22 protein-coding genes and 1 pseudogene are annotated in these 24,075 nt (G+C 71.9%); 5 read left to right on the top strand and 18 right to left on the bottom strand.

All coding sequences use genetic code 11. The features are described from left to right. Positions 1 to 19: 19 nt before the first annotated feature. From B9S61_RS02665 to B9S61_RS02645, 5 genes are all read right to left on the bottom strand, one after another. The gene (locus B9S61_RS02665; RefSeq protein ID WP_103540736.1) at positions 20 to 493 is read right to left on the bottom strand and encodes an SRPBCC family protein; all 474 of its coding nucleotides are present in this window, start codon (positions 491 to 493) and stop codon (positions 20 to 22) included. A gap of 180 nt (positions 494 to 673) precedes the next feature. Continuing rightward, on the bottom strand, positions 674 to 1,531 hold the full coding sequence (locus B9S61_RS43230) for a MerR family transcriptional regulator (protein WP_103540746.1): 858 nt from the start codon (positions 1,529 to 1,531) through the stop codon (positions 674 to 676). 47 nt (positions 1,532 to 1,578) lie between these two features. Next, complete coding sequence (locus B9S61_RS02655) at positions 1,579 to 1,911, bottom strand: nuclear transport factor 2 family protein (RefSeq protein ID WP_103540747.1); 333 nt, start codon at positions 1,909 to 1,911, stop codon at positions 1,579 to 1,581. Between the two features lie 183 nt (positions 1,912 to 2,094). Next, on the bottom strand, positions 2,095 to 2,418 hold the full coding sequence (locus B9S61_RS02650; RefSeq protein WP_308457747.1) for a transglycosylase family protein: 324 nt from the start codon (positions 2,416 to 2,418) through the stop codon (positions 2,095 to 2,097). A 229-nt stretch (positions 2,419 to 2,647) separates the two neighbouring features. Next, positions 2,648 to 3,901 carry an MFS transporter gene (locus tag B9S61_RS02645; protein WP_103540734.1) on the bottom strand — a complete coding sequence of 418 codons (1,254 nt, stop codon included), beginning with the start codon at positions 3,899 to 3,901 and terminating at the stop codon, positions 2,648 to 2,650. Positions 3,902 to 4,037: 136 nt separating this feature from the next. On the opposite strand from B9S61_RS02645, the gene B9S61_RS02640 reads away from it, so the two are divergent. After that, positions 4,038 to 4,976 carry a LysR family transcriptional regulator gene (locus B9S61_RS02640; RefSeq protein ID WP_103540733.1) on the top strand — a complete coding sequence of 313 codons (939 nt, stop codon included), beginning with the start codon at positions 4,038 to 4,040 and terminating at the stop codon, positions 4,974 to 4,976. 99 nt (positions 4,977 to 5,075) lie between these two features. Here B9S61_RS02640 and aztD read toward each other — a convergent pair whose 3' ends face one another. From aztD to aztB, 4 genes are all read right to left on the bottom strand, one after another. Next, positions 5,076 to 6,281: a zinc metallochaperone AztD gene (gene aztD / locus B9S61_RS02635; protein WP_103540732.1), complete on the bottom strand. Its 1,206-nt coding sequence runs from the start codon at positions 6,279 to 6,281 to the stop codon at positions 5,076 to 5,078. Positions 6,282 to 6,386: 105 nt separating this feature from the next. Continuing rightward, complete coding sequence (gene aztC, locus B9S61_RS02630) at positions 6,387 to 7,346, bottom strand: zinc ABC transporter substrate-binding protein AztC (RefSeq protein WP_103540731.1); 960 nt, start codon at positions 7,344 to 7,346, stop codon at positions 6,387 to 6,389. After that, the gene (locus B9S61_RS02625) at positions 7,343 to 8,593 is read right to left on the bottom strand and encodes a hypothetical protein (protein WP_374936172.1); all 1,251 of its coding nucleotides are present in this window, start codon (positions 8,591 to 8,593) and stop codon (positions 7,343 to 7,345) included. The genes aztC and B9S61_RS02625 overlap by 4 nt, the downstream gene beginning before the upstream one ends. Positions 8,594 to 8,608: 15 nt before the next feature. Next, positions 8,609 to 9,463 carry a zinc ABC transporter permease AztB gene (gene aztB / locus B9S61_RS02620; protein ID WP_103540730.1) on the bottom strand — a complete coding sequence of 285 codons (855 nt, stop codon included), beginning with the start codon at positions 9,461 to 9,463 and terminating at the stop codon, positions 8,609 to 8,611. Between the two features lie 16 nt (positions 9,464 to 9,479). On the opposite strand from aztB, the gene aztA reads away from it, so the two are divergent. Both aztA and B9S61_RS02610 read left to right on the top strand, forming a co-directional pair. Continuing rightward, on the top strand, positions 9,480 to 10,223 hold the full coding sequence (aztA, locus tag B9S61_RS02615) for a zinc ABC transporter ATP-binding protein AztA (RefSeq protein WP_103540729.1): 744 nt from the start codon (positions 9,480 to 9,482) through the stop codon (positions 10,221 to 10,223). A 288-nt stretch (positions 10,224 to 10,511) separates the two neighbouring features. Then, positions 10,512 to 12,005 (top strand): phosphoesterase, encoded by a 1,494-nt coding sequence (locus B9S61_RS02610; RefSeq protein ID WP_103540728.1) that lies wholly within the window; start codon positions 10,512 to 10,514, stop codon positions 12,003 to 12,005. Positions 12,006 to 12,164: 159 nt separating this feature from the next. On the opposite strand, the gene B9S61_RS42010 is transcribed toward B9S61_RS02610, so the two are convergent. From B9S61_RS42010 to B9S61_RS02570, 8 genes and pseudogenes are all read right to left on the bottom strand, one after another. Then, complete coding sequence (locus B9S61_RS42010; protein WP_258039519.1) at positions 12,165 to 12,308, bottom strand: hypothetical protein; 144 nt, start codon at positions 12,306 to 12,308, stop codon at positions 12,165 to 12,167. Positions 12,309 to 12,316: 8 nt separating this feature from the next. After that, positions 12,317 to 12,439, bottom strand: a complete 123-nt coding sequence (locus B9S61_RS42005) for a hypothetical protein (protein ID WP_258039518.1) — start codon at positions 12,437 to 12,439, stop codon at positions 12,317 to 12,319. A gap of 338 nt (positions 12,440 to 12,777) precedes the next feature. Continuing rightward, positions 12,778 to 13,020: a DUF6411 family protein gene (locus B9S61_RS02600; protein ID WP_103540727.1), complete on the bottom strand. Its 243-nt coding sequence runs from the start codon at positions 13,018 to 13,020 to the stop codon at positions 12,778 to 12,780. A 112-nt stretch (positions 13,021 to 13,132) separates the two neighbouring features. Beyond that, entirely contained in the window at positions 13,133 to 13,582 is a 450-nt protein-coding gene (locus B9S61_RS02595) for an SRPBCC family protein (RefSeq protein WP_103540726.1), read from the bottom strand. A gap of 256 nt (positions 13,583 to 13,838) precedes the next feature. Continuing rightward, positions 13,839 to 16,650, bottom strand: a pseudogene (locus B9S61_RS02590) (lectin). A 320-nt stretch (positions 16,651 to 16,970) separates the two neighbouring features. Beyond that, positions 16,971 to 18,029: an ABC transporter permease gene (locus B9S61_RS02585; protein ID WP_103540725.1), complete on the bottom strand. Its 1,059-nt coding sequence runs from the start codon at positions 18,027 to 18,029 to the stop codon at positions 16,971 to 16,973. A gap of 366 nt (positions 18,030 to 18,395) precedes the next feature. Beyond that, a complete protein-coding gene (locus tag B9S61_RS02575) occupies positions 18,396 to 19,436 on the bottom strand; it encodes a hypothetical protein (RefSeq protein WP_103540723.1) in 1,041 nt (346 codons plus the stop codon). Positions 19,437 to 19,639: 203 nt separating this feature from the next. Continuing rightward, positions 19,640 to 21,565, bottom strand: a complete 1,926-nt coding sequence (locus tag B9S61_RS02570; RefSeq protein ID WP_374936171.1) for a glycoside hydrolase family 5 protein — start codon at positions 21,563 to 21,565, stop codon at positions 19,640 to 19,642. Between the two features lie 221 nt (positions 21,566 to 21,786). Here B9S61_RS02570 and B9S61_RS02565 point away from each other — a divergent pair, with 221 nt between their 5' ends. Next, positions 21,787 to 22,251, top strand: a complete 465-nt coding sequence (locus B9S61_RS02565) for a DoxX family protein (protein ID WP_103540722.1) — start codon at positions 21,787 to 21,789, stop codon at positions 22,249 to 22,251. Positions 22,252 to 22,399: 148 nt separating this feature from the next. Here the strand turns inward: B9S61_RS02565 and B9S61_RS02560 are convergent, their stop codons facing one another. Beyond that, positions 22,400 to 22,819, bottom strand: coding sequence for an ASCH domain-containing protein (locus B9S61_RS02560; RefSeq protein WP_258039517.1), 420 nt, complete (start codon positions 22,817 to 22,819; stop codon positions 22,400 to 22,402). Positions 22,820 to 23,072: 253 nt separating this feature from the next. Between B9S61_RS02560 and B9S61_RS02555 the strand changes: the two genes are divergently transcribed. Then, a complete protein-coding gene (locus B9S61_RS02555; protein WP_258039516.1) occupies positions 23,073 to 23,423 on the top strand; it encodes a DUF4190 domain-containing protein in 351 nt (116 codons plus the stop codon). The last annotated feature ends 652 nt before the right edge of the window (positions 23,424 to 24,075 follow it).

Raw genomic sequence — 24,075 nt, 5'->3', positions numbered from 1 at the left:
TGGTGAGCGGGGTGAGCCGTCAGTGAGCGGTGCCCGGGTTCTCCGGCCGGATGCGTCCCCGCCAGCCGCCCGTGGTGCCGCCGCTCTCGACGTACTCCTTGAAGCGGCCCAGGTCCCCCTTGACCCGCCGGCCGATCAGACCGAGGGCGTCGGCGCCCTTCTCGGCGACGCCGGTCGGTTCGACCTCCATGGTGAGTTCCACCCGGGTGCGCGTGTCGTCCAGTGGCTCGAAGCGGACCGAACCACGCTGCTGGGTGTCACCGCTGACGGTCCGCCAGGTGACCCGGTCGTCCACGAGCTGGTCGACGATCTCCGTGTCGAACTCGCGCCGCACGCCACCGATGCTGGTGGTCCAGTGGTTGTGCCGCTCGTCGAGCTGACTGACCTCGTCGACGCCCTCCATGAAGCGCGGGAAGTCCTCGAACTGCGTCCACTGGTCGTACGCCCTGCGGAGCGGGACGTCCACGTCGACGGTGTCCTTGACGGTGCTCATTGGTCCCTCCTGGTCCGATCGTGGCAGGGCTACCGGTCGTGGGAAGCGTGCCGGCGCCCTGTGCCTGTCCACGGCCTCGGGTACCCGGGAATCCCGATGTGAAAGATCGCCGATCGCGGTCTCCCGGAGCCGTGCCGATCGCCCGGCACCGGTTTCCGGCCTGGCCTGGGCTCCCGCCGGTCAGTCGTTCTCCTTCTCGTCCTCGTCCTCGTCCTCGTCCTCCGGAACGATCAGCCATGCCACGAGCGTGCGCCAGCGGTCGGCCTGGTCGGTGTCACGCGGCCCGACGAGGTAGACCTCCTCGACGACGTCCTGCGAGCGCAGACCGTGGCGGGCGGCGAAGGAGCCCACGGCGCCGTACGTGAGGTCCAGATCGTCGTGGCGGCCGCAGTGGGTGGCGACGGCGGCGGTACGCCTGGGGAGGTGGAGTTCGCGCACGGTGGCCGGCGCTCCCGGGGGCAGTGGCGCGTCGGCGGGGAGGTAGACGGTGGCCGGGCCGTGGCCTTCGGTGAAGAGACGGTGGTCGTAGCGGCCGCCCGGCGGGAGCACCGGACGGTGTCCGGCCGCCGCGTCCAGATCGCGCATCGCGGAGTCGTACCAGTCCAGGCCGGCTCCCTCCGGGACGTCCAGGGAGACGGCGAGGACCCGCTGGGGCTGGAGCACCTCCAGACTCACCGACCGCCCGGCCCGGGGGACGAGGAGTTCCCGGAGTGCCTCGACGGCTCGCTGGGTACGGCCGAGCCGGTCCTCGAGCCGGCGGAGGTGGGCCGCGACGACCTGCTGCGCCGCGTCGTGCCCCGCCTCGCCGCTCTGCTCGGCCCCGAGGAACCGCCGGAGATCCGCGAGCGGAAGGTCCAGGTCGCGGAACCGTCTGATGGTCAGCGCCGGCCGCACCTGCGCGGGCGAGCAGGAGCGGTAGCCCGTGGCCGGGTCGACCTCGGCGGGGACGAGGAGGTCCTGCTCGTGGTAGCGGCGGAGGGTGCGGATGCTCAGGTGTGTGATGCGGGAGAACTCCCCGATCGTCAGTCGTTCCGCCATGGTGTCCTCGCCGTCGTGTGCGGCCGGGCCCCGGGCCGGGGGCACTGTCAGGGGGCGATGTCCAGCATGGTGATCTTCCCCTGAGTGTCGCGTTCGAAGGCGAAGCGGAGGGTGACCGGGCTGCCGGGAAAGTCTCCGGAGACCTCCGCGACGGCCCGGCAGGCGGTGGGCGTACCGGTGACCTCACGGAGGGCGTAGTGGACGGACGGGACCTCGTCGCGCCATCGGCGCACCTGTGCGAGCCCTTGGAGGCTCCGGCCGTCGTCACGTACGACGACGTCGTCTCCGAACAGTGCGAAGTAGCGCTCCCGGTCCGGGTCCGGTGCCGCGGCGAAGTACTCCTCGACGAACCGGTGGGTGTCCAGATCTCTGCTGTTCATGTCCGTCACCCTGAGCCCTCCCCCGGGGAGAGGGGCAAGTCCGTGCCGACGGAAACGCCTACAGGCGGAGAACGCCGGGTCCGTCCGGTGCAGGCCTGTTCGCGCTCCGGTCCGGTGCGCCCGAGCGGCTGCCGGACCGGCGTACGGCCCCGGCGGCCGGGGCCGGCTCGGACGGGGGTGGGCTCAGGCGCAGGACCAGGCCGACATCCCCTGGATGCGGGCCAGCCGTTCGGCCACGGCGATCTGTTCCGCGCGGGTGGCCAGGTCCGCGCGCCGGGCGTATTCGAGACCTCCGGCCGCTGCCCAGCTCGACTGTGTGAACTGCAGTCCGCCGTAGTGGCCGTTGCCGGTGTTGGCCTGCCAGTTGCCGCTGGACTCGCAGGCGGCGATGGCGTCCCAGTCGGGTTTCGGGGCCGCCGACGGCGAGGCCACCGCTCCGGTGGTCGTGCCGAGTGCGGCCGCGGCCACCAGTACCACCAGGGCGGTACGGATCCGGCTGCCGGACATGCCGCACCCGGTACCCGCGTGAGCGCTGCTTCTCGATGTCATAGGGAAACTGTTACTGCAGGCATCGGGGCGGTGGCACGCCGGGAACCGTCTCCTTGGGCCGGACGGGGGAAGGCCGCACCCGTCCAGGCGCGCCTCGCGCCGGTCAGGATGCCCGGCGCGGCGCGGAAGCGGCCGATCCGGCCTCCGGGAGACGGTTCCGGGCGGCGGCCCGACGCCCTCACCGGCATCAGCTGTCCTTGAAGGTGAGCCGGGTCCGGCGCGCAGGGAAGCGCCGCCGTGCGGGGGCGGGGCAGAGCAGCAGGGGGGTCAACAGCGACAGCAGGCCGGCCAGTCCGATGGCCGTGCGGGGGCCGAGCAGGCTGCCCAGCACGCCCCAGAGGACGGTCAGGAGCGCGGTGGTGGATCTGGTCGTCACCGCCCAGGCTGTCAGCGTGCGGGACACCCGTTCGGTGGCCGTGCGCTGGAGGCGGTAGGTGGCGCAGACGGGGTTGAAGACCGCGCAGGTGAAGATGAGCCCGAACTCGACGCCGATCACCAGCAGGAGTCCCCCGGCGCCCGGTCCCGGGAACGCCAGGCCGATGGGCCACAGTGCGCGCACCGACCCGGCGACGGCCAGGACGTGCCGCTGCCCGAACCGGGTGGCGAGCGGCCGGGCCAGGCGTGATCCGAGCAGCCCTCCGACCGAGGGCGCGGCGAAGGCGAGTCCGTACTGCCATGGCGCGAAGCCGAGCCGGCCCAGCATCAGGACGGCCAGCAGGGGCGAGGTGGCCATCACCAGGCCGTTGAACAGGGCGGTGTTGTAGAACAACGGGCGCAGTGTCGCGTCGGCGAGGATGTACCGCCAGCCGTCGAACAGGTCCCCGACCCGCGCGCGCCCCGCCTCCCGGCGCTCGGGCCGCGGTTCCTCCCCGCCCGTCGCGCGGATGCCCGCGGCCGACAGGAGGTGGCTGATCGCATCGGTAGCCACGGTCGCCACCGGGCCGAGCAGCCCGATCGCCGCTCCGCCGAGCGGCGGTCCGACAACGGTGATCGTCCAGGTCGTGGCTTCGAGGCGGGCGTTGGCCACGAGCAGGTCCTCGTCCGGCAGCAGCGTCTTCAGGTAGGCGCCGGAGGCGGCCCGGAAGGTGATGTCGGCCGCCGCGACGGCGACCGACACCAGGAGAAGCTGGAGGAAGGTGAGCGCGCCGAACGCGAACGCGGCGGGGACCGTCAGCAGGGCGGCACAGCGCACCAGGTCCGTGGCGACCAGTACCTGCCGCTTCCGGCGGAACTCCACCCACGGGCCGAGCGGCATCGCCACGGCCGCGCCCACCGCGGCCCCCACGCCGGACAGCGCGGCGACCTCGGCCGGTCCGGCGTTCAGCACCTGGATGGCGATCAGGGGGAACGCGCCGAAGGCGAGCCATGTGCCGAGCGCGCTGGTCCCGTACGCCGCCCACAGCCATCCGAACCGCCGGCCCAGGCGGTGTCCGCTCGTCATGTCCGGTGCCCCCGTCGATCGTTCGCCGCACAACCGTTCCGCGATCCGGAGCATCAAAGCGAACGTCGTGGCCTGGGATCAAACAACCCTGAGACCCGTAGACCACAACGGATGGTTGTGTCCGTAGGGTGGCGGGGTGGACCTCGACACCGTTCGGACCTTCGTCACGGCCGCCGACGCGGGACGGTTCCAGGCCGCCGCCGCCGAGCTCGCGGTCAGTCAGCAGGCCGTTTCCAAGCGCATCGCCGCCCTGGAGCGCGGCCTCGGCACGCGGCTGTTCACCCGGACCGCCCGCGGCGCCCGGCTCACCATCGACGGGCAGGCGTTCCTGCCGCACGCGCGTGAGCTGCTGCGTGTCGCCGAGCGCGCGGAAGCGTCCGTGCGCCCCGGCCGGCGTCCGCTGCGCGTCGACGTGATCGCCTCGCGCATCGCGCCGTCGGGCCTGATGCGCGCCTTCCACCGCGCGCACCCCGAGATCGATCTCGACGTGGTGATGCTGTTCGACGTCGGCACGGCCGTCGCCGCCCTCCGGTCCGGAACGATCGACGCGTCCTTCCGCGCCGTGGCCATGCCCGGCCGGCCCCTCCCCGAGGACATCGAGTCGGTCCGGGTGCTCGACGAGCCGCTCCAGCTCCTCACCGGCCCCACCCACGCGCTGGCGGTCGCCCGGTCGGTGACCGTCGCCCAGCTCGCCGGGCACCGGATCTGGATGCCGGGCATCGTGCCGGGAACCGAGTGGGCCGCCTACTACGACGACCTCGGCGCCGAGTTCGGCCTCACCATCGAGGCGACCGGACCGAACTTCGGCTCCGACGCACTGCTCGACACCGTCGCCGACACCCCCGCCCTGGCCACGCTCATGAGCGAGCAGACCCGCCTCGTCTGGCCCGCCGGCCACGACCTGCGCCGTATCCCGGTCATCGGTCCGACCCCCGTCTACCCGCACTCGCTGCTCTGGCACCGCGACAACCCCCACCCCGCACTGGTCACCCTGCGCGCCCATCTCACCGCCGTACGGGCCACCGCCGCGGACACGGGCGACACCTGGACGCCCGGCTGGGTGACCCCGCGCTGACGCCCGCCGGTCCCTTCCGGCGTGGCGGGCGGCACCCGGCCGCGCCGGAAGAGGACGGCGGGCCGGGTGCGCGGGAGCTTCCGCCGAGCGGGGCGGCTGTCAGTGGCCGGGCACCACGCCGGAGAGTTCGTTGGTGCTCTTCGGCAGGGTCACCGACGTGAGCTTCTCTCCGGACTCGATGTCGACGGCGTGCAGCTTCCGCTTGCCCGGCTCGGACACGTACGCGGTGTGGTCGCGGACGAACAGGGTGGGCCGGGGCTGCTGCCAGTCGAGGGGTTCCCGCCATTCGCCGACGACGGGGATCTCCTTCTCGACCTTGCCCGTCCCGGGGTCGATGACATGGAGGGTGCCGTCGGTGCCGAGGACGAGTGCCTCGCCGTGGGGGCCTCGCCCGAGTGAGCGGAAGGAGTAGCTGGTGCCCAGATCGACCAGGCGCAGCTTCGCCGTCGCGGTGTCGATGAGGGAGATGCGGGTCGGGCGCTCGAGTTCGGCGTCGGGGTCGGTCTTGTAGTCGCCGAGCAGCACCGGGGAGGCGTCGCTGCCGGCCTGGTTGCCGATGCGGCCGTAGGCGTCGGGGGCGTCGACCTTGGTGAACTCGCCGTCCTTGTAGAGCAGGACACCGTCCTCGCAGCCGACGGCGACCGTCTCGCCCTCGGCGGCGGCTTCTCCGTGCACTCCGGGGCAGTTCTCGTTGCGCGTGATCTCCTTGCCGTACGTGTCCAGTACGAGTGCGCCGGTGCGCTTCTCCTCGGTGCCGAGGGTGCTGAGCAGTTCGCCGTTGCTGAGCTCGATCGCCACGCCGTGGTGTGCCTCGGCGGAGGTGTAGGTGCGGCCTTCGGGTTTCGTTCCGCCCTTCAGGTCGGCGGGGTCGAACACGTTGACCTCACCGGTGCCGTCGGTGAAGAGCACGGTCTTCCCGGCGTGGCGGACGACGTGGCCGGGCTTGGCCCCCGGATAGGTGATGCCGGTGAGGGACTGTCCGGCGGCGTCGAGGACTCGGAAGCCGCTGTCGGTGGAGACGATGACGTGGGTGTCGTCGCCGGCGGGATTGACGCGGTTGAATCCGGGCAGTGCGATGGTCTCGGCGATCTCGAGGCTTTCGCCGTCCAGGATGTACAGGCCGCCGTCGAAGGTGGCGACCAGCGGGTTCTTCACCTGGGTGGCGGGTGCGGCGCTCGGCGTCGTCTTCGTCTTCGCGTCGGACGCGGCGCCTCCCTCTCCCCCGCAGGCGGTCAGGACGGCGGACACGGCCAGGGCGAGGGCCGTAGCCGTGACGGCTCTGGTGGTGCGTATCTGCTTTCTCACGGTGTGTGTTCCTTTCGGGCCGCGTGTGTGCGGCGTGGGTGTGGTGGGTCGGGGTGGTGGGCCGGGGTGGCCGTGAGTGCCGGTGCCGGCGCGGTGGCGCGGGCGTCAGTGGGCGGTGAGGCCGTCGGTCACGGCGAGGGTGTTGGCGCGCATCATCCGCAGATAGGTGTCGGCGCCCCCGCCCCGTGCGGTGAGCGATTCCGAGTACAGCTCGACGATCTCGACCCGGCCTCCCAGTTCGTCGCGCAGGACGTCGGCCAGCCGCGTGGGCCGGGAGGAGTCGGCGAACACCGTGCTCACCCCGGCCTCGCGCATGGCCCGGGTGAGCGAGCGCAGGTCGGAGGAGCTGGGGGACGCCAGGGTGGTGCCGCTGGGGACGACCGCGCCGATCACCCGGAAGCCGAAGCGGTCGGCGAGGTAGCCGAAGACGTGGTGGTTGGTGACCAGGGCACGCCCGTCCTCGGGGATGCGGTCGAAGGACTTCTCCATCCAGGCGGTGAGACGTACGAGTTGCCGGTCGTAGCGTGCGGCGTTGCTGCGGACCGTCCGCTCGTCGACGCCGTCCACGTTCTCGACCACCTCGTCGGCGATCAGGGCGGCGGCCAGGCGCACGCGGTCGGGGTCGGTCCAGAAGTGCGGGTCCGGCTGCCCGGCGGCCTCATCGGGTCCTCCGTCGGCCGGTGCGCGGTAGGTGAGGGGGTCGACCGCCCTGCCGACCTCGACGGTGGCGACGCCGGCGTCGTCGGCGGCCTCCACGTGTCGCAGCACGTTCTCCTCCAGGCCCAGCCCGTTGAAGACCACCAGGTCGGCGTTCTCGAGCTCGGCGGCCTGCCGGGCCGACAGGCCGAAGGAGTGCGGGTCGGCGTCGGGCTTCATCAGGACGGTGACGCCGGCCTCGTCACCGACGATCTCGCGGGTGACGTCGCCGAGGATGTTGGTCGTCACCACGACACGGGGGCGGTCGTCACCGCCGGCGCAGGCGGTGGCCGTGCCGGTGCAGGCGAGGGCGATCAGCGCCCACAGCAGGCGGCGCAGCCGCAGCACGGTTCGCTTCGGTGTCGTCATCGTCCGGTCTCCGCCATCAGTTCCGGCTTCACGTCCAGGGCGAAGGTGCGGACGACGCGCAGGCCGTCGTTGTAGTCGATCTCGTACACGCGTCTGCCCTCGGGGTCGTTGACGTAGGCCCGGCTGCGGTCGACCTCGATCACGGGGCCTCTTCCGCCGGTGGCCGGCCGCTGTTCTCCGGCCAGGAGCGGCTCGGTCCGGGCGATCCGCCTGCCGGTGGCGACGTCGTAGCCGTGCAGCGCCCCGTCGGTCTCCAGGACGAGCAGTGCGGAGCCCTCGCCGGCGGTGTTGGCCGCGACGACGGGACCGGTCTCCACCCGGGTCCAGGTCCGCTCCGCGACGTCCAGCACCCATACGGCCCGGTCCCCGGCCGGCGCGGTGAGGGTGTCGCTTCCCGCGCGGTGGCGGAAGGACCTCGCCCGTTCCTCCGCGGGCACGTCACCGTCGTAGGGGATCCGCTCGGCGGTGAGACGTCCGTCGTCGTCGCCGACCAGCAGGGCGCCGTCGGCGCAGCCGAAGACGACGCCGCGCCGGGTGACGGCGTCGCCCATCGGGTCCTCGCAGGTGGCGTGCGGGGCGGTGGAGCGCCCGCCCGCACGGTCGTGTACCGCGAGCCGGGCAGCCGCGCCCTGCCCGTCGCCGGTGAGGCCCAGCAGGTGCCCGGCGTACGGGACCACCGCTCCCGCCCGGGTTCCGGGCAGGGTGCGGGAGGCGCCGACGCGGCCCTTCTCCAGTTCCGTCCGGCGGTAGGTGACGGCACGTCCGTCCGCTCCGGTCACAGCGGTCATGACGGCGTCGCTGCGGACGCGGGCGCCGGTGCCGGCGGGTATGCGGCCGACGTCGCGTATCGCCGCTCGGTAGTAGTGCACGTGGTCGCCGTGGTCGACCGTCCAGGCACCGGCGTCGAGGACACGGGTGCCGGCCGCGGTGTGGAAGTAGCCGAATCTGCCGTCCGTGGTGAGTTCCGCGGTGCCCTTCGCCGGCGGCACCTCGTGCGCCTTTCCGGTGATCAGGTCGAGTACCCGGGTGTCTCCGGTCGCGGGGTCGTTGAGCAGGAGCCGGGACTGCTGCTCGGCTGTCTCCCGCGCTCCCTCGACGTAGCCGTGCTCAGGGGCGGACGTCGCTGAACCCGGCTTCGCGGCGGCGGGGTCGGGCCTTCCTCCGGCGCATCCGGCGGTGAGCAGCACGAGTGCCACCAGCGCGGCCGGAGCGGCGGCTGTGACGTTTCTTCGGACGAACATGGACATCGCCTCAGGTCCTTCTCAGTCGGTGACCGCCGGACGGAAGCCGGCCGGGCGTGCGTGGCGGTGGCGGATGGCGGATGCCAGGCGGGAGAGGAAGAACAGGGTCACGGCCAGGGCCGAGACGGTCGCTCCGGCGGCGGTGCTCAGATGCCAGGAGAGCAGCAGCCCGAAGAACGTGGCGGTCATGCCGAGCAGCGCGGCCAGCGCCATGACGCCCCGCACGCTCCGCGCCCACGGCAGCGCGGCCGCCGGCGGGGCGATCAGCAGCCCCAGTACCAGCAGCGTCCCCACGATGTGGAACGACGCCACGATGGCCAGCGCCAGCAGCCCGAGCAGCAGGGCGTGGGCCAGGCGGGGGCGCAGGCCCAGAGTCCGTGCCTTGCGCGCGTCGAACGCCAGGGCCAGGAAGGCGCGATGGCCGAGGACCGAGACGACGAGGGCCGTCACCAGAGCCGCACCCAGCAGCATCAGGTCCTGTTCGCGGACCGCCAGTACGTCACCGAACAGGAAGCCGGTCAGATCGACCGCGAAGGACTGCGAGCGCGACACGATGATGACGCCGAGCGAGAGCATCCCCACGAAGAGCAGGCCGATGCCGGTGTCCTGGGACAGCCTCGGGGCACGGCCGAGGACGGTGACGCCGGCGGTCATGACGGCCGCGCTCAGCAACGCCCCCACCAGCAGGTTGCCGCCGAGCAGTGCGGCCAGCGCGACCCCGGGCAGCAGCCCGTGGGACATGGCGTCGCCGAGGAAGGCCATCCCCCTGAGCACCACCCATGTTCCCGCCAGGGCGCAGATCGCCGACACCAACATCCCGCCCCACAGGGCTCGTTGCACGAAAGTCACCTCGAAAGGGCCTGTCAACCACTCCATGGCGGCACACACTACAATGACAATCATGTTCAATAAAACCGCCTCCTCGTCCCCCGCCCCCCAGGACGCGACGTTCCGCATCCGTGTCGCCGGGCTGTCCGCGGGCTACGCCGGCCGACCGGTCCTCCATCAACTCGACGTCGGCATACCGGCGTTGGCGATCACGGCGCTCGTCGGACCGAACGGCAGCGGGAAGTCCACGCTGCTCGGCGTGCTGGCCGGTGTGATCCGGCCCACTGCGGGCGAGCTGTATCGCGCCGGCGGCCGGCCGCCGGCGTTCGTCCCCCAGCGCACCGCGGTCGGCGGCCTGCTGCCGCTGACGGTCCGGCAGACGGTGCAGATGGGGCGATGGAGCGACCGCGGAGCGTGGCGCCGGCTGACGAGCCGCGACCACGCCGCCGTGGCCACGGCCATGGACCGTCTGGGCATCGCCGACCTGGCCACGCGGCAACTGGGGGAACTCTCCGGCGGACAACGGCAGCGCGCCCTGACGGCGCAAGGGCTCGCCCAGGAGTCGGACCTCCTGCTGCTGGACGAGCCGACCACCGGACTGGACCCCGAGGCCCGGGAACGCACGGCGACACTGCTGACGGATCTGGCCGCCGACGGTTTGACCGTCGTTCACGCCACACACGATCTGGACGCCGCCCGGTCGGCCGACACCTGCATCCTGCTCCGCGAGGGGCGGCTGGCGGGACGGGGACACCCCGACCGGATCCTCACCCCCTCGGCACTCGACCGGCTCCGGCAACCGGCCTGAGGCGCGGTCGGGTGCCGCGGCGGGAATGGCCGGATCGTCGTGCGGCGCCGGACACGCAGGCGACGCTAGGGTGCGTCCGTAGCGCGGCAAGACCCCCGCGGGCGGACGACCGCCGGCCGTTCACCGGATGGCATCGGGCGTTCCGCCGTCCCCGGGACCGGCCGTGGTCCGGACTCTGCCGGCTCTGTTCTCCCGGTCCGGCGGCCGGTGTTCACACCGTGTTCAGCGAACGGCTCGAGACTCGGCCGCCCCAGCATGCGTCACCCGTGCGAACGAAGGGGATGAGGGGTGAAGGACAACAACGTCCAGGACGGCAATCCCCCGGCTGTGTCCAGACGCCAGTTGGTCAAGTTCGCCGGTGTGGGGGCGACGTTCGTCGCCGCGAGTTCACTGGCGGGGGCGGCGGTCACGTCGGCGGCGGCCGGTGACCACCGTGCTTCCGGCGGCTCCCGCGGGCGGGCGTGGCACGCCGGTGACCATCACGTGCACTCCGAGTACAGCGGCGAGTTCGACACGTCCGCCAGCCCGCCCACCTTCCACAAGGGCGAGGACGGGGTGTATCCGATCGTCACCAACGCGATCATGGCCAAGCACTTCGGTCTCACCTGGGCCATGTGCACCGACCACGGCGGTCCCACGCACTCGAAGGTGAACCTGGAGCTGGCCTATCCGGAGCTGCTCCGCTCGCGCGTACTGGTGCCCGAGGTCCTCCAGTTCTGGGGCATGGAGTTCGACGCGCCGGCTCTGGACCACCACACACTGATGATCCCTCACCACGCGGACGAGGCCCGGCAACTGTTCGAACTCGAGAGCCGCTTCGCCAAGTACGACGCCTTTCCCACCGACCCCGGCCGCAACACCGAGGCCAGGATGGTCGAGTTCCTGAGAACCGCCAAGGACATGCGGCACAAGCCGCTGGTCATCGCCCACCACACGTCACGCACGGCCACCGGCCTCGGTGTCTACGGCCAGGACACCCCGCACGAGTTCCGGAACGGCAACAATGCCGCCCCGGACGTCTACGTGGGCTTCGAAGGAGCACCCGGGCACCAGGCCGGTCCGCTCACCGGACGTGCGCGCGGCGGCTACAGCAGGCACCCCACGTACGGCGGATTCGACCAGATGACCGCCCGGGTCGGCGGTCTGTGGGACTCCCTGCTGGGCGAGGGCCGCCGCTGGTGGATCACCGCGACGTCGGACTCGCATGTGCACTGGACCCGTGGCGGCTACGACTTCTGGCCAGGTGAGTACAGCAAGACCCATGTGCATGCCCGGCACGACTACGCCGACATCATGGACGGGCTCCGCAACGGCCGGGTCTGGGTGGGAACGGGGGACCTGATCACCGGTCTCGACCTCACCGTCACCGGCCGGCACGGCGGTGCGGCCATGGGCGGGACCCTCCGCCTCGGCAGCCGCGACCGCGATCAGGTGGACATCGAGATCAGGTTCCGCCCGGCCGCCGGCGCGAACGCGGGTGGCGAACGTCCCGAAGTGCGCCGCGTCGACCTGATCGTCGGGCACGTCACGGGGCCGGCCCCCGGCCTCGACTCCGACACCAACCCCACCACGAAGGTGGTGGCGCGGTTCGGCCCGGGCGACTGGCGCCGGCAGGGCCCCGACCACGTCATCAGGTACACGTTGCGCGACGCCGGGACGGATCTCTACGTGCGGGTGCGCGGGACGAGCACCGATGAGGTGGAACCGCTCGCCGACGGCCTGGAAAGCCCTTGGGACGACCTGTGGTTCTACTCCAACCCCGTGTTCGTGGAAGCCCGTTAGCACGTTTCGCCGCGTCGTCCTGACCGGCTTCCCGGTCCGGTCCACGCGCGGGGTCCTCACCGGGACGGTGAACGGTGCCGCGCGCGGTGGCGGCCGCCACGGGCCGCCCGGCGTGGCCGGGCCGGGGTCACCGGACCGGCCACTCCGGACGCCGGGGCACTACCGGCCCTCGACGGCGCACAGTTGCCGGTCGATCAGGTCGTTCACGGCCCGCATGGTGCCGAGCTCGGGGGCGGAGCCGTCGCCGGTCGCCTCGACGACGACCACGTGGCGGCCGTCCTCGCTGAAACCGCTGCGGGTCATGTAGCCGGCTATGTCCCCGGGGTGGCTGTAGTAGCTGCCGCCGCAGTGAGGTCGATCCGCAGCAGGCCCAGCCCGTATCTCGCCCCTGCCCAGACCTCGTCCAGCTCTTCGGCCCGTACCGTCGTCTTCATCGTCCGGCTCCTTGGAGTTGGGGGCACACGGTCGCTCCGGTGTGTTCACCAACGGCAGAAAGGAGCCCTGCCCCCGCACGATGGGGCCGGCACGCCGTTCGGCGGTACAGCCTGCCCCACCACGCGCGGCCCCACGGCCGGTCCGGTCGCTGACATGGGAAGGCGCGTGGTGGGCGGGTCACGACGGATGCGGCGAACTCCGCGACGGGCGACTGGATTTGTCGTATCGGACAGATGTCATCGATGCGGCCGGGGCAGAGGCGCCGGGTTGCCGGACCCGATGCCGTGGGCAGGTGCCCGTGACGGTGACGGTGGTGGTGGCGCACCCGCCTCACCGGTCAGAACGGCAGCTTCCCGCGCGCCCGCCGGCCCGCGGAGCCACTGCGGTTGACCGCGCGCGAACTCGACCTGAAGGGCTTGCTGAACAGGCGCCCGAGCGGGCCCGGGGCCTTGGACCCGGCCCGGGAGCCGAAGCCCAGGGTGCGTTGTGCTCCGTTCTGGGGGTGCCGCGAGAAGCGCGGGAGGAGGAAGGCGAGGACAGCGATGACCACGCAGACAGCGATGATACCGACGACCATCATGAAGGTCTCCTGACGGGATAGGGGGCGCCTACCGGCTGGTTCGTGCGGTAACTCGTTCCCCGTTCTCCTGCCGACACGCGTGTGATCCCGTCCCCCCGGGTGCCGGGTCCGGTCAGGCCGAGGCCTCTACGGCGATCTTGATGCGCCGGCCGAAAGCCGGGGCGTCCTTGCGTGCCGCGCTGCCCGCGAGCGGGAGCAGCACCTTGCCCAGACCGTGCCCCTCGAGGACGTTGAAGAGACGTACCCGGGTGCCGCCGTCCGCCGTGGGTTCGAGGTCGTAGCCGCCTTCGTCGGCGGTGACGGAGTTGTGGGAGACCTCGTGCCAGCGAATGCGGTGCGGGGCGGCCAGCTCCCTGATCTCGAAGTCCCGCCGCGAGCGCATGCCGACGTCCTTGACCGTGCTGTGGAAGACGGTGCCCACCTGCGTGGCGCCGTCGGGGCTCTTCTCGATCTCCAGCACCCGGGGGCTGAACTCCGGGTCGTGGCGACCGTCGGCAAGGTAGGCGAAGACGTCCTCGATGGGCCGGTCGATGTCGATGACGATCTCGAACTGAGTGCTCATGTTCTCTCCCTGCGAAGGCGGGCCGAGCCGCGGCGCTGAGGGAGTGGCGAGACGGGGTGGGAGTCCTGGCGGGAGGGCGTCGGCGGGCGTCGGCCCGAGGTGATGAATCCACCCTAACCGGATCGCGACGCGCAGGGCAGCTCGGGCGGCGGCGGAGATCGCCGGCGGACCGGGGCAGGGGCCTGTGACGGGCCCCGGCCCCGGTGGTGCGTCGGTGTTCCGACGCACCACCGGGGTGACCCGCGACCGTCAGCCGTCAAGGCAGGGTCCATTTCTGGTTGGGTGCGGTGTGGCAGGTCCACAGGTGGACCGGCGTCCCGTCGTTCCAGGTACCGCCCGAGGCGTCCAGGCACTTGCCCGACTGCGGATTGCGGACCGTACCGTCCGGCTGGGCCGCCCACGTCTGCGCACCCGTACCGTTGCACGTCCACAACTGCACCCGCGTACCGTCCGCACTCCCGCCACCGGAGACGTCCAGACACTTGCCCAACGCCCTCAGCGTGCCGTCACCGGCCACCGTCCAGCGCTGCGCCGCCGACGCGTTGCACGTCCAGATCTGCACCTCCGTACCGTCCGCCGTCCCCGCGTTGTCCACGTCCAGACACTTGCCGTTCACCCCCCTCACCTCACCCGTACGGGGGCCGGTTCCGGTGGAGGTGGTGAAGGAGAACTCGTCGACGTCGAACAGGGCGGCGCTGCCGCCCTTGAAGACGAGGTGGAGGGTGGTGGATCCGGCCGGCCGGTCGGTCAGGGGGGCGGTGACGTCCTGGAAGGTCTCCCAGCCGCCGGTGACCGGCACGGTGGCGGTGCCGAGCTGGGTGCCGGCCGGGGAGCCCGCGCGGACCTCGAGCGTGCCGCCGCTGCCGCCCGAGGAGACCCGGGCGGTGAAGCCGGTGACGTTGTCGAGGCTGTAGGGCGTGAAGGAGATCCAGTCGCCGTTGTGTATGTCGCCGACCGTCCTGCCGCCGTGCGCGGGCGTGTGGCTGATGACCGCGACGCCCGCGGAGTCACCGTAGTGCTCGGCCTGGCGGTGGCTGGGCTGGGTGATGTGCTGGTCGTGAGCGGTGAGCGCGGGCTGTCCGTTCGCGCCCTTGTCGGTGTACTCGGCGTCGATGACGCCGAAGATGTTGGCGTTGGGGTCGTGTTCGCCGTCCGCCAGGGTCTGCAGGGTGCCGGTGCAGCCGGTGGCGGAGGTCTGCGGGTGTCCGTGGCTGTCGTGTCCGATGATGAAGGTGACCTTCACCCTGGTGCAGTCGATCGTGCCGTCCTCCGGGTCGGTGACGGTCACCTTGAACGGGATGGCGGAGCCGAAGTCGTAGATGCGTCCGTCGGCGGGGGTGTCGAGCCGTACGGTCGGGGCGGTGTTGCCGACGGTGATCTGTACGCAGGCCGTGGCGGACTTGCCGGTGGCGTCGGTGACCTCGAGTGTCGCGGTGTACCGGCCGTCGGCGGTGTAGGTGTGGGACGGGTCGGCGGCCGTGGAGGTGGCGCCGTCACCGAACGCCCACGCGTAGGTCAGCGCGTCGCCGTCCGGGTCGGAGGTGCCGGCGGAGGAGAAGGCGACGGTGAGGGGCGCCCCGCCCGAGGTGGTACTGGCTTTCGCCTGGGCCACCGGGGCGCGTCCGCCGGTCACGTGCTCGATGCGGTACAGGGCCGAGTTGGCGTCGCCGTTGAAGTAGCCGGTGCCGTAGTCGAGGACGTGGAGCGCGCCGTCCGGGCCGAAGGCCATGTCCATCACCTGGGTGCCGCTCCAGGAGAAGGGGTTGATGGACTGCACGGTTCCGCCGCCGGTCTCGATCCGCTTGATCCAGCGGCGGCCGAACTCCCCGGCGAAGAAGTCGCCGTCGTACTCGGCCGGGAACTTCACCTCGGAGGTGGAGCCCGCGTCGTAGCGGTAGACGGGCCCGCCCATGGGGGACTCGGAGCCGTTGCCGAACTCGGGGACCGAACCGCCGTCGTAGGGAATCCAGGCGGGCTGGGCGGGCGGCAGTTCGGTCAGGCCGGTGTTGCGCGGCGAAGTGTTCCTCGGGGCGCCGCAGTTGAAGGCCGCGCCCGCGGTGCCGCCGGCGAAGTCGTGGTCGACGTAGGCGTCGTTCTCGCCGGTGCAGTACGGCCAGCCGAAGTTGCCGGCCTTCGTGATCCGGTTGAACTCGACCTGCCCGGCGGGTCCGCGGGAGGCGTTGGCGGTGCCCGCGTCGGGGCCGTAGTCACCGACGTGGACGGTGCCCGTGGCCTTGTCCACGCTCATCCGGAAGGGGTTGCGGAATCCCATGGCGTAGATCTCGGGCCGGGTCCTGGCGGTGCCGGGTGCGAAGAGGTTGCCCGCCGGGATGCTGTACGTCGCGTCGGGGTTCACCTTGATGCGCAGGACCTTGCCGCGCAGGTCGTTGGTGTTGCCCGCGGAACGCTGGGCGTCGTAGGCGGGGTTGCGCGAGGCGCGCTCGTCGATGGGGGTGTATCCGTCCGAGGCGAAGGGGTTGGTGTCGTCGCCCGTCGAGAGGTAGAGGTTGCCTGCCGCGTCGAAGTCGATGTCGCCGCCGACGTGGCAGCACAGGCCGCGGGAGGCTGGCACGCCGAGGATCTTCCTCTCGCTGCCGGGGTCCAGGGTTCCGTCCGCCCTCAGGACGAACCGGGAGAGCCGGTTGACGCCGTCGAACGGGGTGAAGTCCGATGCCGTTCCGTCGCTCGGGGCGTCACCGGCCGGGGTGGTCGACCGGGGGGGCGTAGTAGAGGTAGACGAAGCGGTTGGCGGAGAAGGCGGGGTCGACGGCGACGCCCTGCAGGCCTTCCTCGTCGTGGCTGTAGACGTCCAGTGTGCCCGCCACGGTGGTGGTGCCGGCGGCGTCGGTGCGTCGCAGTGTGCCGTCGCGCGAGGTGTGGAGCACCGAGCGGTCCGGCAGGACGGCCAGTGTCATGGGTTCGCCCATTTCGGCGACGCCCTTGGCGAGGGTGACCTGTTGGAAGTCCTCGGCCGCCGCTGCCCGGGCGCCGCCCGGTCCGGCCGGGGCGGGTGCGGGGGCAGCGGCGGCGGGGCCCATGGGCAGTGCCAGGCCCAACGCGCAGGCCATGGCTGTCAGCAGCGTGCGGACACGTCTGTGTCCGAGGGGTCTCGTGCGCACAGCGTCTCCAGGACTATGGGGGTTGCGGCGGCCCGGGGGCCTGCCGTGAAAGTCCGGGCGCGCGCCGTCGCGCCGTCGGGCACCGGTGCCTTCACCCGAATGGGCTCATGACCGGTTCATTTCAAGGAAGTTAGCGGGACTCGCGCGAACGCGTAACCCCTTTCGCGTCCGATCCCTCATCTTCTTCCACGCGTGAGACAAAGTGCCGGCGCCCCGGTGAGGGGAATCCCGGAGGCCGGAGATCCGCGCACGGCACTCTCCGCGGCTGCTCAGCCCGCTGCGGGACGCCTCCGCAGAGACGCCGGCCAGCTGATCAGGACGCCGCCCGCGGCCCACGCCGAGAGGACCCACCAGGCGGTGGATGTCTGGTGGCCGCCGAAGTACGAGTAATTGCGTACGAGGGTCACTCCGGCGCCGTTCGGCAGCGCCTGCCCGATGGCCGCCCAGAACGGGGGAAGGAGCGTCGTAGGATACACGCCCCCCGCGCTCGGGTTGCCGAGAACGACGAAGAGCAGTACCGACAAGGCGATTCCGGGTGTGCCGAGGAGCACTTGGAAGGCCATCCCCGCGGCGGCCGCGGCGAAGGTGATGAGGGTCGCGATGCCCCACAGGGCTCCGAAGTGTCCCGGCAGGGCGTGGAACACCGGGTCGACGACGACCGCCCCGCCGAGGCCCGAGACGACCGACAACGCGGCCAGTGCCAGGAGTCGGACGGAGGTGCGGTTCGGGCTGGCGGGGCGTGCTCCGTAGGAGGCGGAGAGTGCGGCGGAGGCCAGATACCCGCCGACGACGACACCCAGTACCAGATAGAAGCCGGCCAGCCCCCGGCCGTCCGAAGGGCTGGGCGGCCGGAGGTCGTCGACCACGACGCTGCCGCCGCCGGTCTTCGCGAAGACCGCCTGCAACGACTGCACCGCGGCCGGCCCGCCGGCGGTGGCCACCAGCAGCCTGTCCGGGCCCCCGCCGGGGCCCGCCAGCAACGCGGCGTCCACACGGCGGTCGAGCACCATGGCCCTCGCCTCGCTCGCGCTGTCCGCCGCCCGGGCGTCGAGTGGTTCGCCGGGCAGGCTGTTCAGCTCGGCGACCAGACGCGCCTGCGCCTGCCCGGGCGCCACGACCGCCAGCGGGAGGTTCCGGGGCCTGGGAGAGTGGAAGGCGCCGATGAACGAGACGACGAACGCCATCTCGAGAATCAGCACTCCGAGGAGGAGAATCACCGCCCGCGGCGTCACCGCGCCGCGCAGGTCCTGCCGGAACGCCGGGCCGGCCGGCGCCGGTCCCGGGCCGTTCGAGTCCTCTCGGCCCGCCCGGTGCTTCCCGTCACTCATGACGTCCTCGGATCTGTCGGCCGACGGGGAGCAGGCTTCCTCGGCATGCGCGGCGGCCCGCCGGAGGGGGTGGCTGTGGCGGTGCGGTCACCTGTCCGCGCCGGTGTCCCCGCCCCGTTCGTCCTCGGCTTCCCCGGTGAGCCGTGTGGCGAGGCGGTAGGCGACGGTGACATCGCGGTACTCCTGGCCGGGAGTCACCCTGTCGGGAAGGTGCGTACGGTCGCTGCGGCTCGTCGACTCACGCCTCCCGGCGCCGGGAAAGCGGACGGACGTCCTCGGCTCCTCGGTGAAACGGAGCCGCTCGGAGTGGACCGCCGACCCGAACGAGATGTCCCACGCCGGGTCCCGCGATCCCGCGGTCGCTGTTCAGGGCGGCTCCTCCCGTTCCTCGGCGGCGCGCCGGCGGCGGGGCGGCAGCTTCCCGTCCTCGGCGCGCACTCGGCGTGGCCGGGTACCGCTCCCCTCGCGGGGGGCGGTGCTCCGGTCACGGTCAGCGGTCTTGCGCGGCGCGCGCCGTCGGGGCTGCTCGGTTCCGCTCACGGTGCTGTCCGTGGCGGATGGGACGTCCGTGGAGGGTGGGACGTCCGCCACGGGTGGGACGTCCGTTACGGCGTCGGCGCGGTCCGCCGCGGCTCGTCCCGCCGTGTCGGTCACGCCCGAGACCTGGTCGACCGCACCTTCCGTGGCGCCGCCCACCTGCTCGCCGGCCCGTCCGACAGCCCGGCCCGCCTCATCGACGACCTCGTCCACCGCGTGTCCGGCGCCACCGCCCACGTCCCGCACGGCCTCGCCCGCTCCGCCGCCGACGTCCTCCGCCACCGAGCCGACGCCCCGGCCCACGTCCTGGACCGCGGTTCCCGCACCCCGGCCCACGTCCCGCACCGCGGTCCCGGCGCCCCGGCCCACGTCCTGGACGGCCGTTCCGGCGCCCGTGCCCAGCTCACTCACGGCCTCACGGGCTCCGCCGCCGATGTCCTGCACGGCGGACCCGACCCCCCGCGCCAGCTCCCGCAGCAGCTCCGGGTTGCGGTCGAGCGTGGTGAGCACCCGGTTGATGATCAGTGCGACGTTGTCCAGGCGGACTCTCAGCTGCGCCTGGGCCTCCACGCCCGAGATTCCCAGGTGCACCCGGCCGAGCGCGACATCTGCGCCCACGTTCAGCTTCAGCAGATCCAGGACCTCGGCCTGCAGCGAGACATGCGCCCGCAGGTTCTCGACGTCCAGGTCGATCTCGTCGACCTTCAGGGAGGGAACGTCGAGGAAGACGTCGGGTTCCGCCCCCGGGTCGTACGGCGCGGGGGCGGCGTACTCGTCGGCGTACTCGTCGGTGTCCTCGGCGTCGAGTTCACCGTCGTACGTGTCACCCTCCTCGACGGGTCCCTCATCGCTCTCGCCGTTGTCGTGCATCACCGCGCCTTCCCACGAGGCCGCCGCATCCTCCGTCCATTTTGACCCATTGTGCGAACCTGTGCGAGGCGTGCGGGGCACGCGGGGCCAGTGGCCGACCGGGCCTGTTCCGCCGCCCGGTCCGTCTCCGTCGTGGCGGGGGCCGAAGGGAGTCCGATGAGCCAGGAGGGTGAGGTCCGGAAGGCCCGGCACGAGGCCGCGGGTCAGCCGAGGTCGCGGCAGTACAGGGCGTCCGGGGTCCGTGAGGAGCCGACGCGGCCGGTGTAGGCGATTCCGGCGGCGTACTCGTCGTCCGCGCACTGGCCCTTGTAGTGGCCTCTCGCGAAGTCGCCGCCCCTGGGGTGGGTCCCCCGGTTGTCGCTCCGGTCGAACCAGACCGTGCGACCGCTCGTGCCGGTGATCCCGCCGGGTGCGGCCTTCGCGCACAGGGCGGCCGAGACGGCGGCACCGCGCACGCTGTAACCGGTGAGGAAGTGCCCAGCGGGGCACTGCAGTTTCGTGTAGCCGGTTGCCCAGTCACCACCCGGCGCGCCATGCCGTTCGTCCTTGACCACCTCGTGCCGACCGGCCGGGTCCCACAGGTGCCCGGTGGTCACGTCGGAGCACAGTCCCCGGTTGCCCGTGTGACGGAGACCGAGAAGTCGCTGCCCGTCGGGACATGCCGCCTTGCGTGCGCCGGAGTCCCAGTCGGGAAGCGCGCGCATACGGCGGGAGGCGACGAAGTCGCTGTGGTCGGGGCTGAGCATCGACCAGTCGGCCACGGGGGCGACGTGTCCGGAGCGGCCGCCGCTCCGGACGAGCCGGGTCCACGCCCCGGCCCGCCAGTCGTCACCGTCGTAAATCCCCATGCGACGGCCGGCGGAGTCCCAGTGCAGCAGTGCCCAGCCGTTGCCCCTGCGGTTCTCGTGCCAGCCGACGAGCGGCCAGTACGCGAAGTCGGCGTCGGTACGGATCAGATGGTCGACGAAGTTCTCGAACCAGGCGCGAGCCGCGACGCTCGTCTCCTCCCGCCCGCCGACACCGAACTCACTGATCCAGACGGGGGCGGTGAAATGCCGGTCCTGCTCGACGGTGACGAAGAACGCCTGGCGGTTCAGCACGGCGGTCAGTTCGCCGGGGGAAAGGTCCTGGTAGCGGGGGTCGGTGGTCTCGCCGATTCCGGTGGCGCCACTGTGGTTCGGGCCGGTGTAGCCGTAGAAGTGGGCGGAGTACACGAGTTTGCCCGAGTCGACGAGGGTGTGCGAGAGCGCGCGCACCGGTTCCAGAGTCGGCCGCCCGTGCGCGAATCCGTCGACAGGGATGCCGGTCCAGTTGATGCCCTCGACGATGATGAGGAGGTCGGGGCCGGCCTCGGACAGGATGCGGTCGCCGACGCGCTGGGCGGCGGTGAACCAGTCGTGGTTGTCACCGAGGCCCCAGTTGGGGTCGTCCCAGATGTCGCGGCGGACCTCGTTGTAGAGATCCGCGCCCACGACACGCTTGTTCTGCTGGTAGCGGGCGGCCATGAAGAGCCAGTCGTTCTCCCACGCCTCCGTGGACCGGCTCGCGTTCCAGCGCTCGTTGCCGTCGACTCCGCAACACCAACAGGTCGTGTTGGTGTAGTTGTTGAGGATCACCGCGAGGCCGGCGTCGGTGAGTGCGCGTACCACGGCGTCGTAGACCTGGAGCGGGGTCCGCCTCCTGAGGCCGGGGTTGGCGGCGACGGCGTCGTCCGTGACGGACCGGGTGTCGTGGATCATCTCGTTGGAGAACGGCAGCCGGACGCTGTTGATCCCGATCTCCTGGAAACCGGCGATGATCTCGGTCATGGGGGCGCGGTCGAGGCCGAGAGGGATCCGGTGGGAGTTCTCCCCCGCGTGATGACTGGCGTCCTCGTCCACGCTGCCGGTGCCGTTCCAGGTACCGCTGGCACCGTGCCAGTTGCCGGACCGGAGTCTGAACCGGTCGCCGTCCGCGTCGACGATCCAGCGGCCCCGCGTACTGAGCGGCGCCGTCCAGTCGTCCGCGGCGGCGACTTCCGTACCGGGGGCGGTCTCCCGGGGTGCCGCCCCCGCGGGACCGGGCGTCAAGGGCGCCAGCAGGAGGACAGTGGTGAGGACCAACTTGGCCAGGGTGCCGCGCACGGTCACCTTCCCCGTCGTCGTCGCACGGATGGGGCTGTCATGACAGCGTCATAATGAGGCATGGAGGCGGTGTGGTCCAGACATCCCGCTCCCGTCCGCCACGCGGTTCCGGACGGTGAGCGGGTCGGCTGAACCAGTGGAGCACCGCGCGCGTAAAGAAGAGCGGACGGCCGCTCGCCCGAGCGGTCCATTTTGCGTCGCACCGATCGCGCAAGGAGTACGCAGCGATGAGCACCACCCCCCTGAGTGACCGGCTAGCCGGCCATCAGCCCCTCGTACTGGGGCTGTTCCGCATCGTCCTCGGCCTGCTGTTCACCAGTGAGGGCGCCGCGACGCTCTTCGGTGTACTCGACAGGCAGGCCGGCCCCACGGGCGACTGGCCGTTCTGGTACGCCGGTGTCATCGAGCTCGTATGCGGTGCCCTCATTCTCCTCGGAGTGGCGACCCGCAGCGCGGCGTTCCTCAGCTCGGGCGCCATGGCCTTCGCCTACTTCACCGAACACCAGAAGGACGGTGCCTTCCCCCTGCAGAACGGCGGACTGGCGCCAGCGCTGTTCTGCTGGGGCTTCCTGCTCCTGGTCTTCTTCGGGCCGGGCTCCCTGACGCTGCCGGGGCTGCTCCGCCCACGGTCCGCGCGGAGTGCCGCGGCGTCCCCGCCGGCCGGGGGCCCGGGAGGTGCCCAGGCGGGGTAGCCGGACGGCAGGCGTGGGTGAGGGTCCCGTCGACGGGAGGCCGCCCCGGCATCCGCCCCGCGTCGCGGCGGTACGGAGGGTGGCGGAGAGCGTGCCGTGAACGGCAGCGGTCCCGCCGGGAGGGCCGCGGTCCGACCGCGCACCCGGCTCAGGTGTCGGGGCTCATCCGCCGGCCGTCGCCTCGGCGCGGAAGGTGAGACACACAAGGGGGGGTGTCGTCGTCGACCGGGGTGCCCTCACGCTCCCAGAACCGACGGTGACCGGCGCGCCATTCCTCCAGCGAGGTGTCACCCTCACCTTCGGCGAGGGCGTGGTCCCATGTGACCTGGGCGAAGGACTTCTGCTCGACACCGGTGATCTCGAGAGTGGCGACGGAACGGCCGTCGTCGCTCAGCAGCGCCAGCCGCTCGCCCACGAACTCGAGACCCTCCGTCTCCTCGGCGTACTCGGCCAGCAGACCGGTCGTCGCCGTCTTCCGTCCGGCCAGGACCAGGGAGTTCAGCCGGGCCCTCAGCTCGCCCGGGCTGCCCAGTTCCATCGCACGCATGCCGTCGACCCGGGGCCACACCGCTCATTCACCTCACTTGAGTACACGCGGAGCGCAAGGCGCTTCGAACCGGCCATTATGGCGCCGCCGGTGGCGGTGACGTCGTACCGGGGGTGCCGGCAGGCGGACACGGAGGCATTCGCCTCCGGTATCGGGGCAACCGGCCCGTACCACAACCGGCCCGAGCCGACGCAGAGATGAGTGTGATGACATGTCCTTCCCGGAACACCCCCCGACGCGAGCCGACTCCGTGCCGACGCATCCGGACACGGGTGTGAGGCGGAACAACGGACTGGCTGTCGCCGCCCTGATTCTCGGTGTCCTGGCGGTCGTCCTGTTCTGGACCGTCGTCGGCGGTGTGGTGCTGGGGATCCTGGCACTGATCTTCGGCATCATCGGCGCGCGCAGGGCACGGGGCGGCCGGGCACCGCACGGCACGATGTCGGTCATCGGCGCGGTGCTCGGCGCACTGGGGGTCGCCGGATCCGTGGTGATCATCGCGATCGGCGCGTCGATCCTCGATTCGGACGAGTTCAAGAACTTCGACGACTGTGTCCGGCAGGCCGACACGAAGAGCGAACGTGACGCGTGCACCGAGGACTTCAACCGGGAGATCAACAACTGACCGCGGCCCGGAACGGAAGGTGACGACTCGCCGCCGGTGCCGTCGGCGCCGTCGTTCGAGGTCTGGGGCAGTCGGAGGCCGACCGCCCCCGTGCGCGTCACCCGGACGGACGGTGGAGGCAGGTGGAAAGCACGGCTTCCAGACGACGCGACAGGCGCCCCGCCGGGACGCGTAGGACAGTAAGACCATGAATCGTCACCGACGCCCATCCCGGCGGGCCCCATGGGTCGCAGGCGGTGCCGCCGTGCTCGTCCTCGGCGGCATCGGGGTGTGGGTGTTGGTCGCGCAGGACGGTGACGGTCCCGGTCCCACCCCTTCGGCCTCGACCGATCTGTCCCTTCCGACGCTGAACCCGCTGCCGTCGTGGACCTTCGCGACAGAGCCGTCGAGCACGGGAGGACGGACGCCGGCGCCGTCGCTCTCGCCCGGCCCGACCTCCCGCTCCCGTGAACCGGCCACGCCGACCCGGCGTCCGCCCAGGCCGCAACCACCGGGCCAGGGACCGACGACCCGGCCGGCTCCACCGGGCCAACCCCCGACGGCCGAACCGGTGCCACCGGCCCCGAAACCGACGGCCGAAGCGGTGCCACCGGCCCAGACGCCCACCGCCGAACCGGTGCCACCGGCCCAGCAGCCGACGGCTCAGGCGGTT

Origin of the sequence: Streptomyces sp. SM1 (genome assembly GCF_002910825.1) — a bacterium.
GTDB lineage: Bacteria > Actinomycetota > Actinomycetes > Streptomycetales > Streptomycetaceae > Streptomyces > Streptomyces okerensis.
Note: the sequence above shows the minus strand (reverse complement) of the source record. Positions and strands in the feature narration are given on the sequence as shown.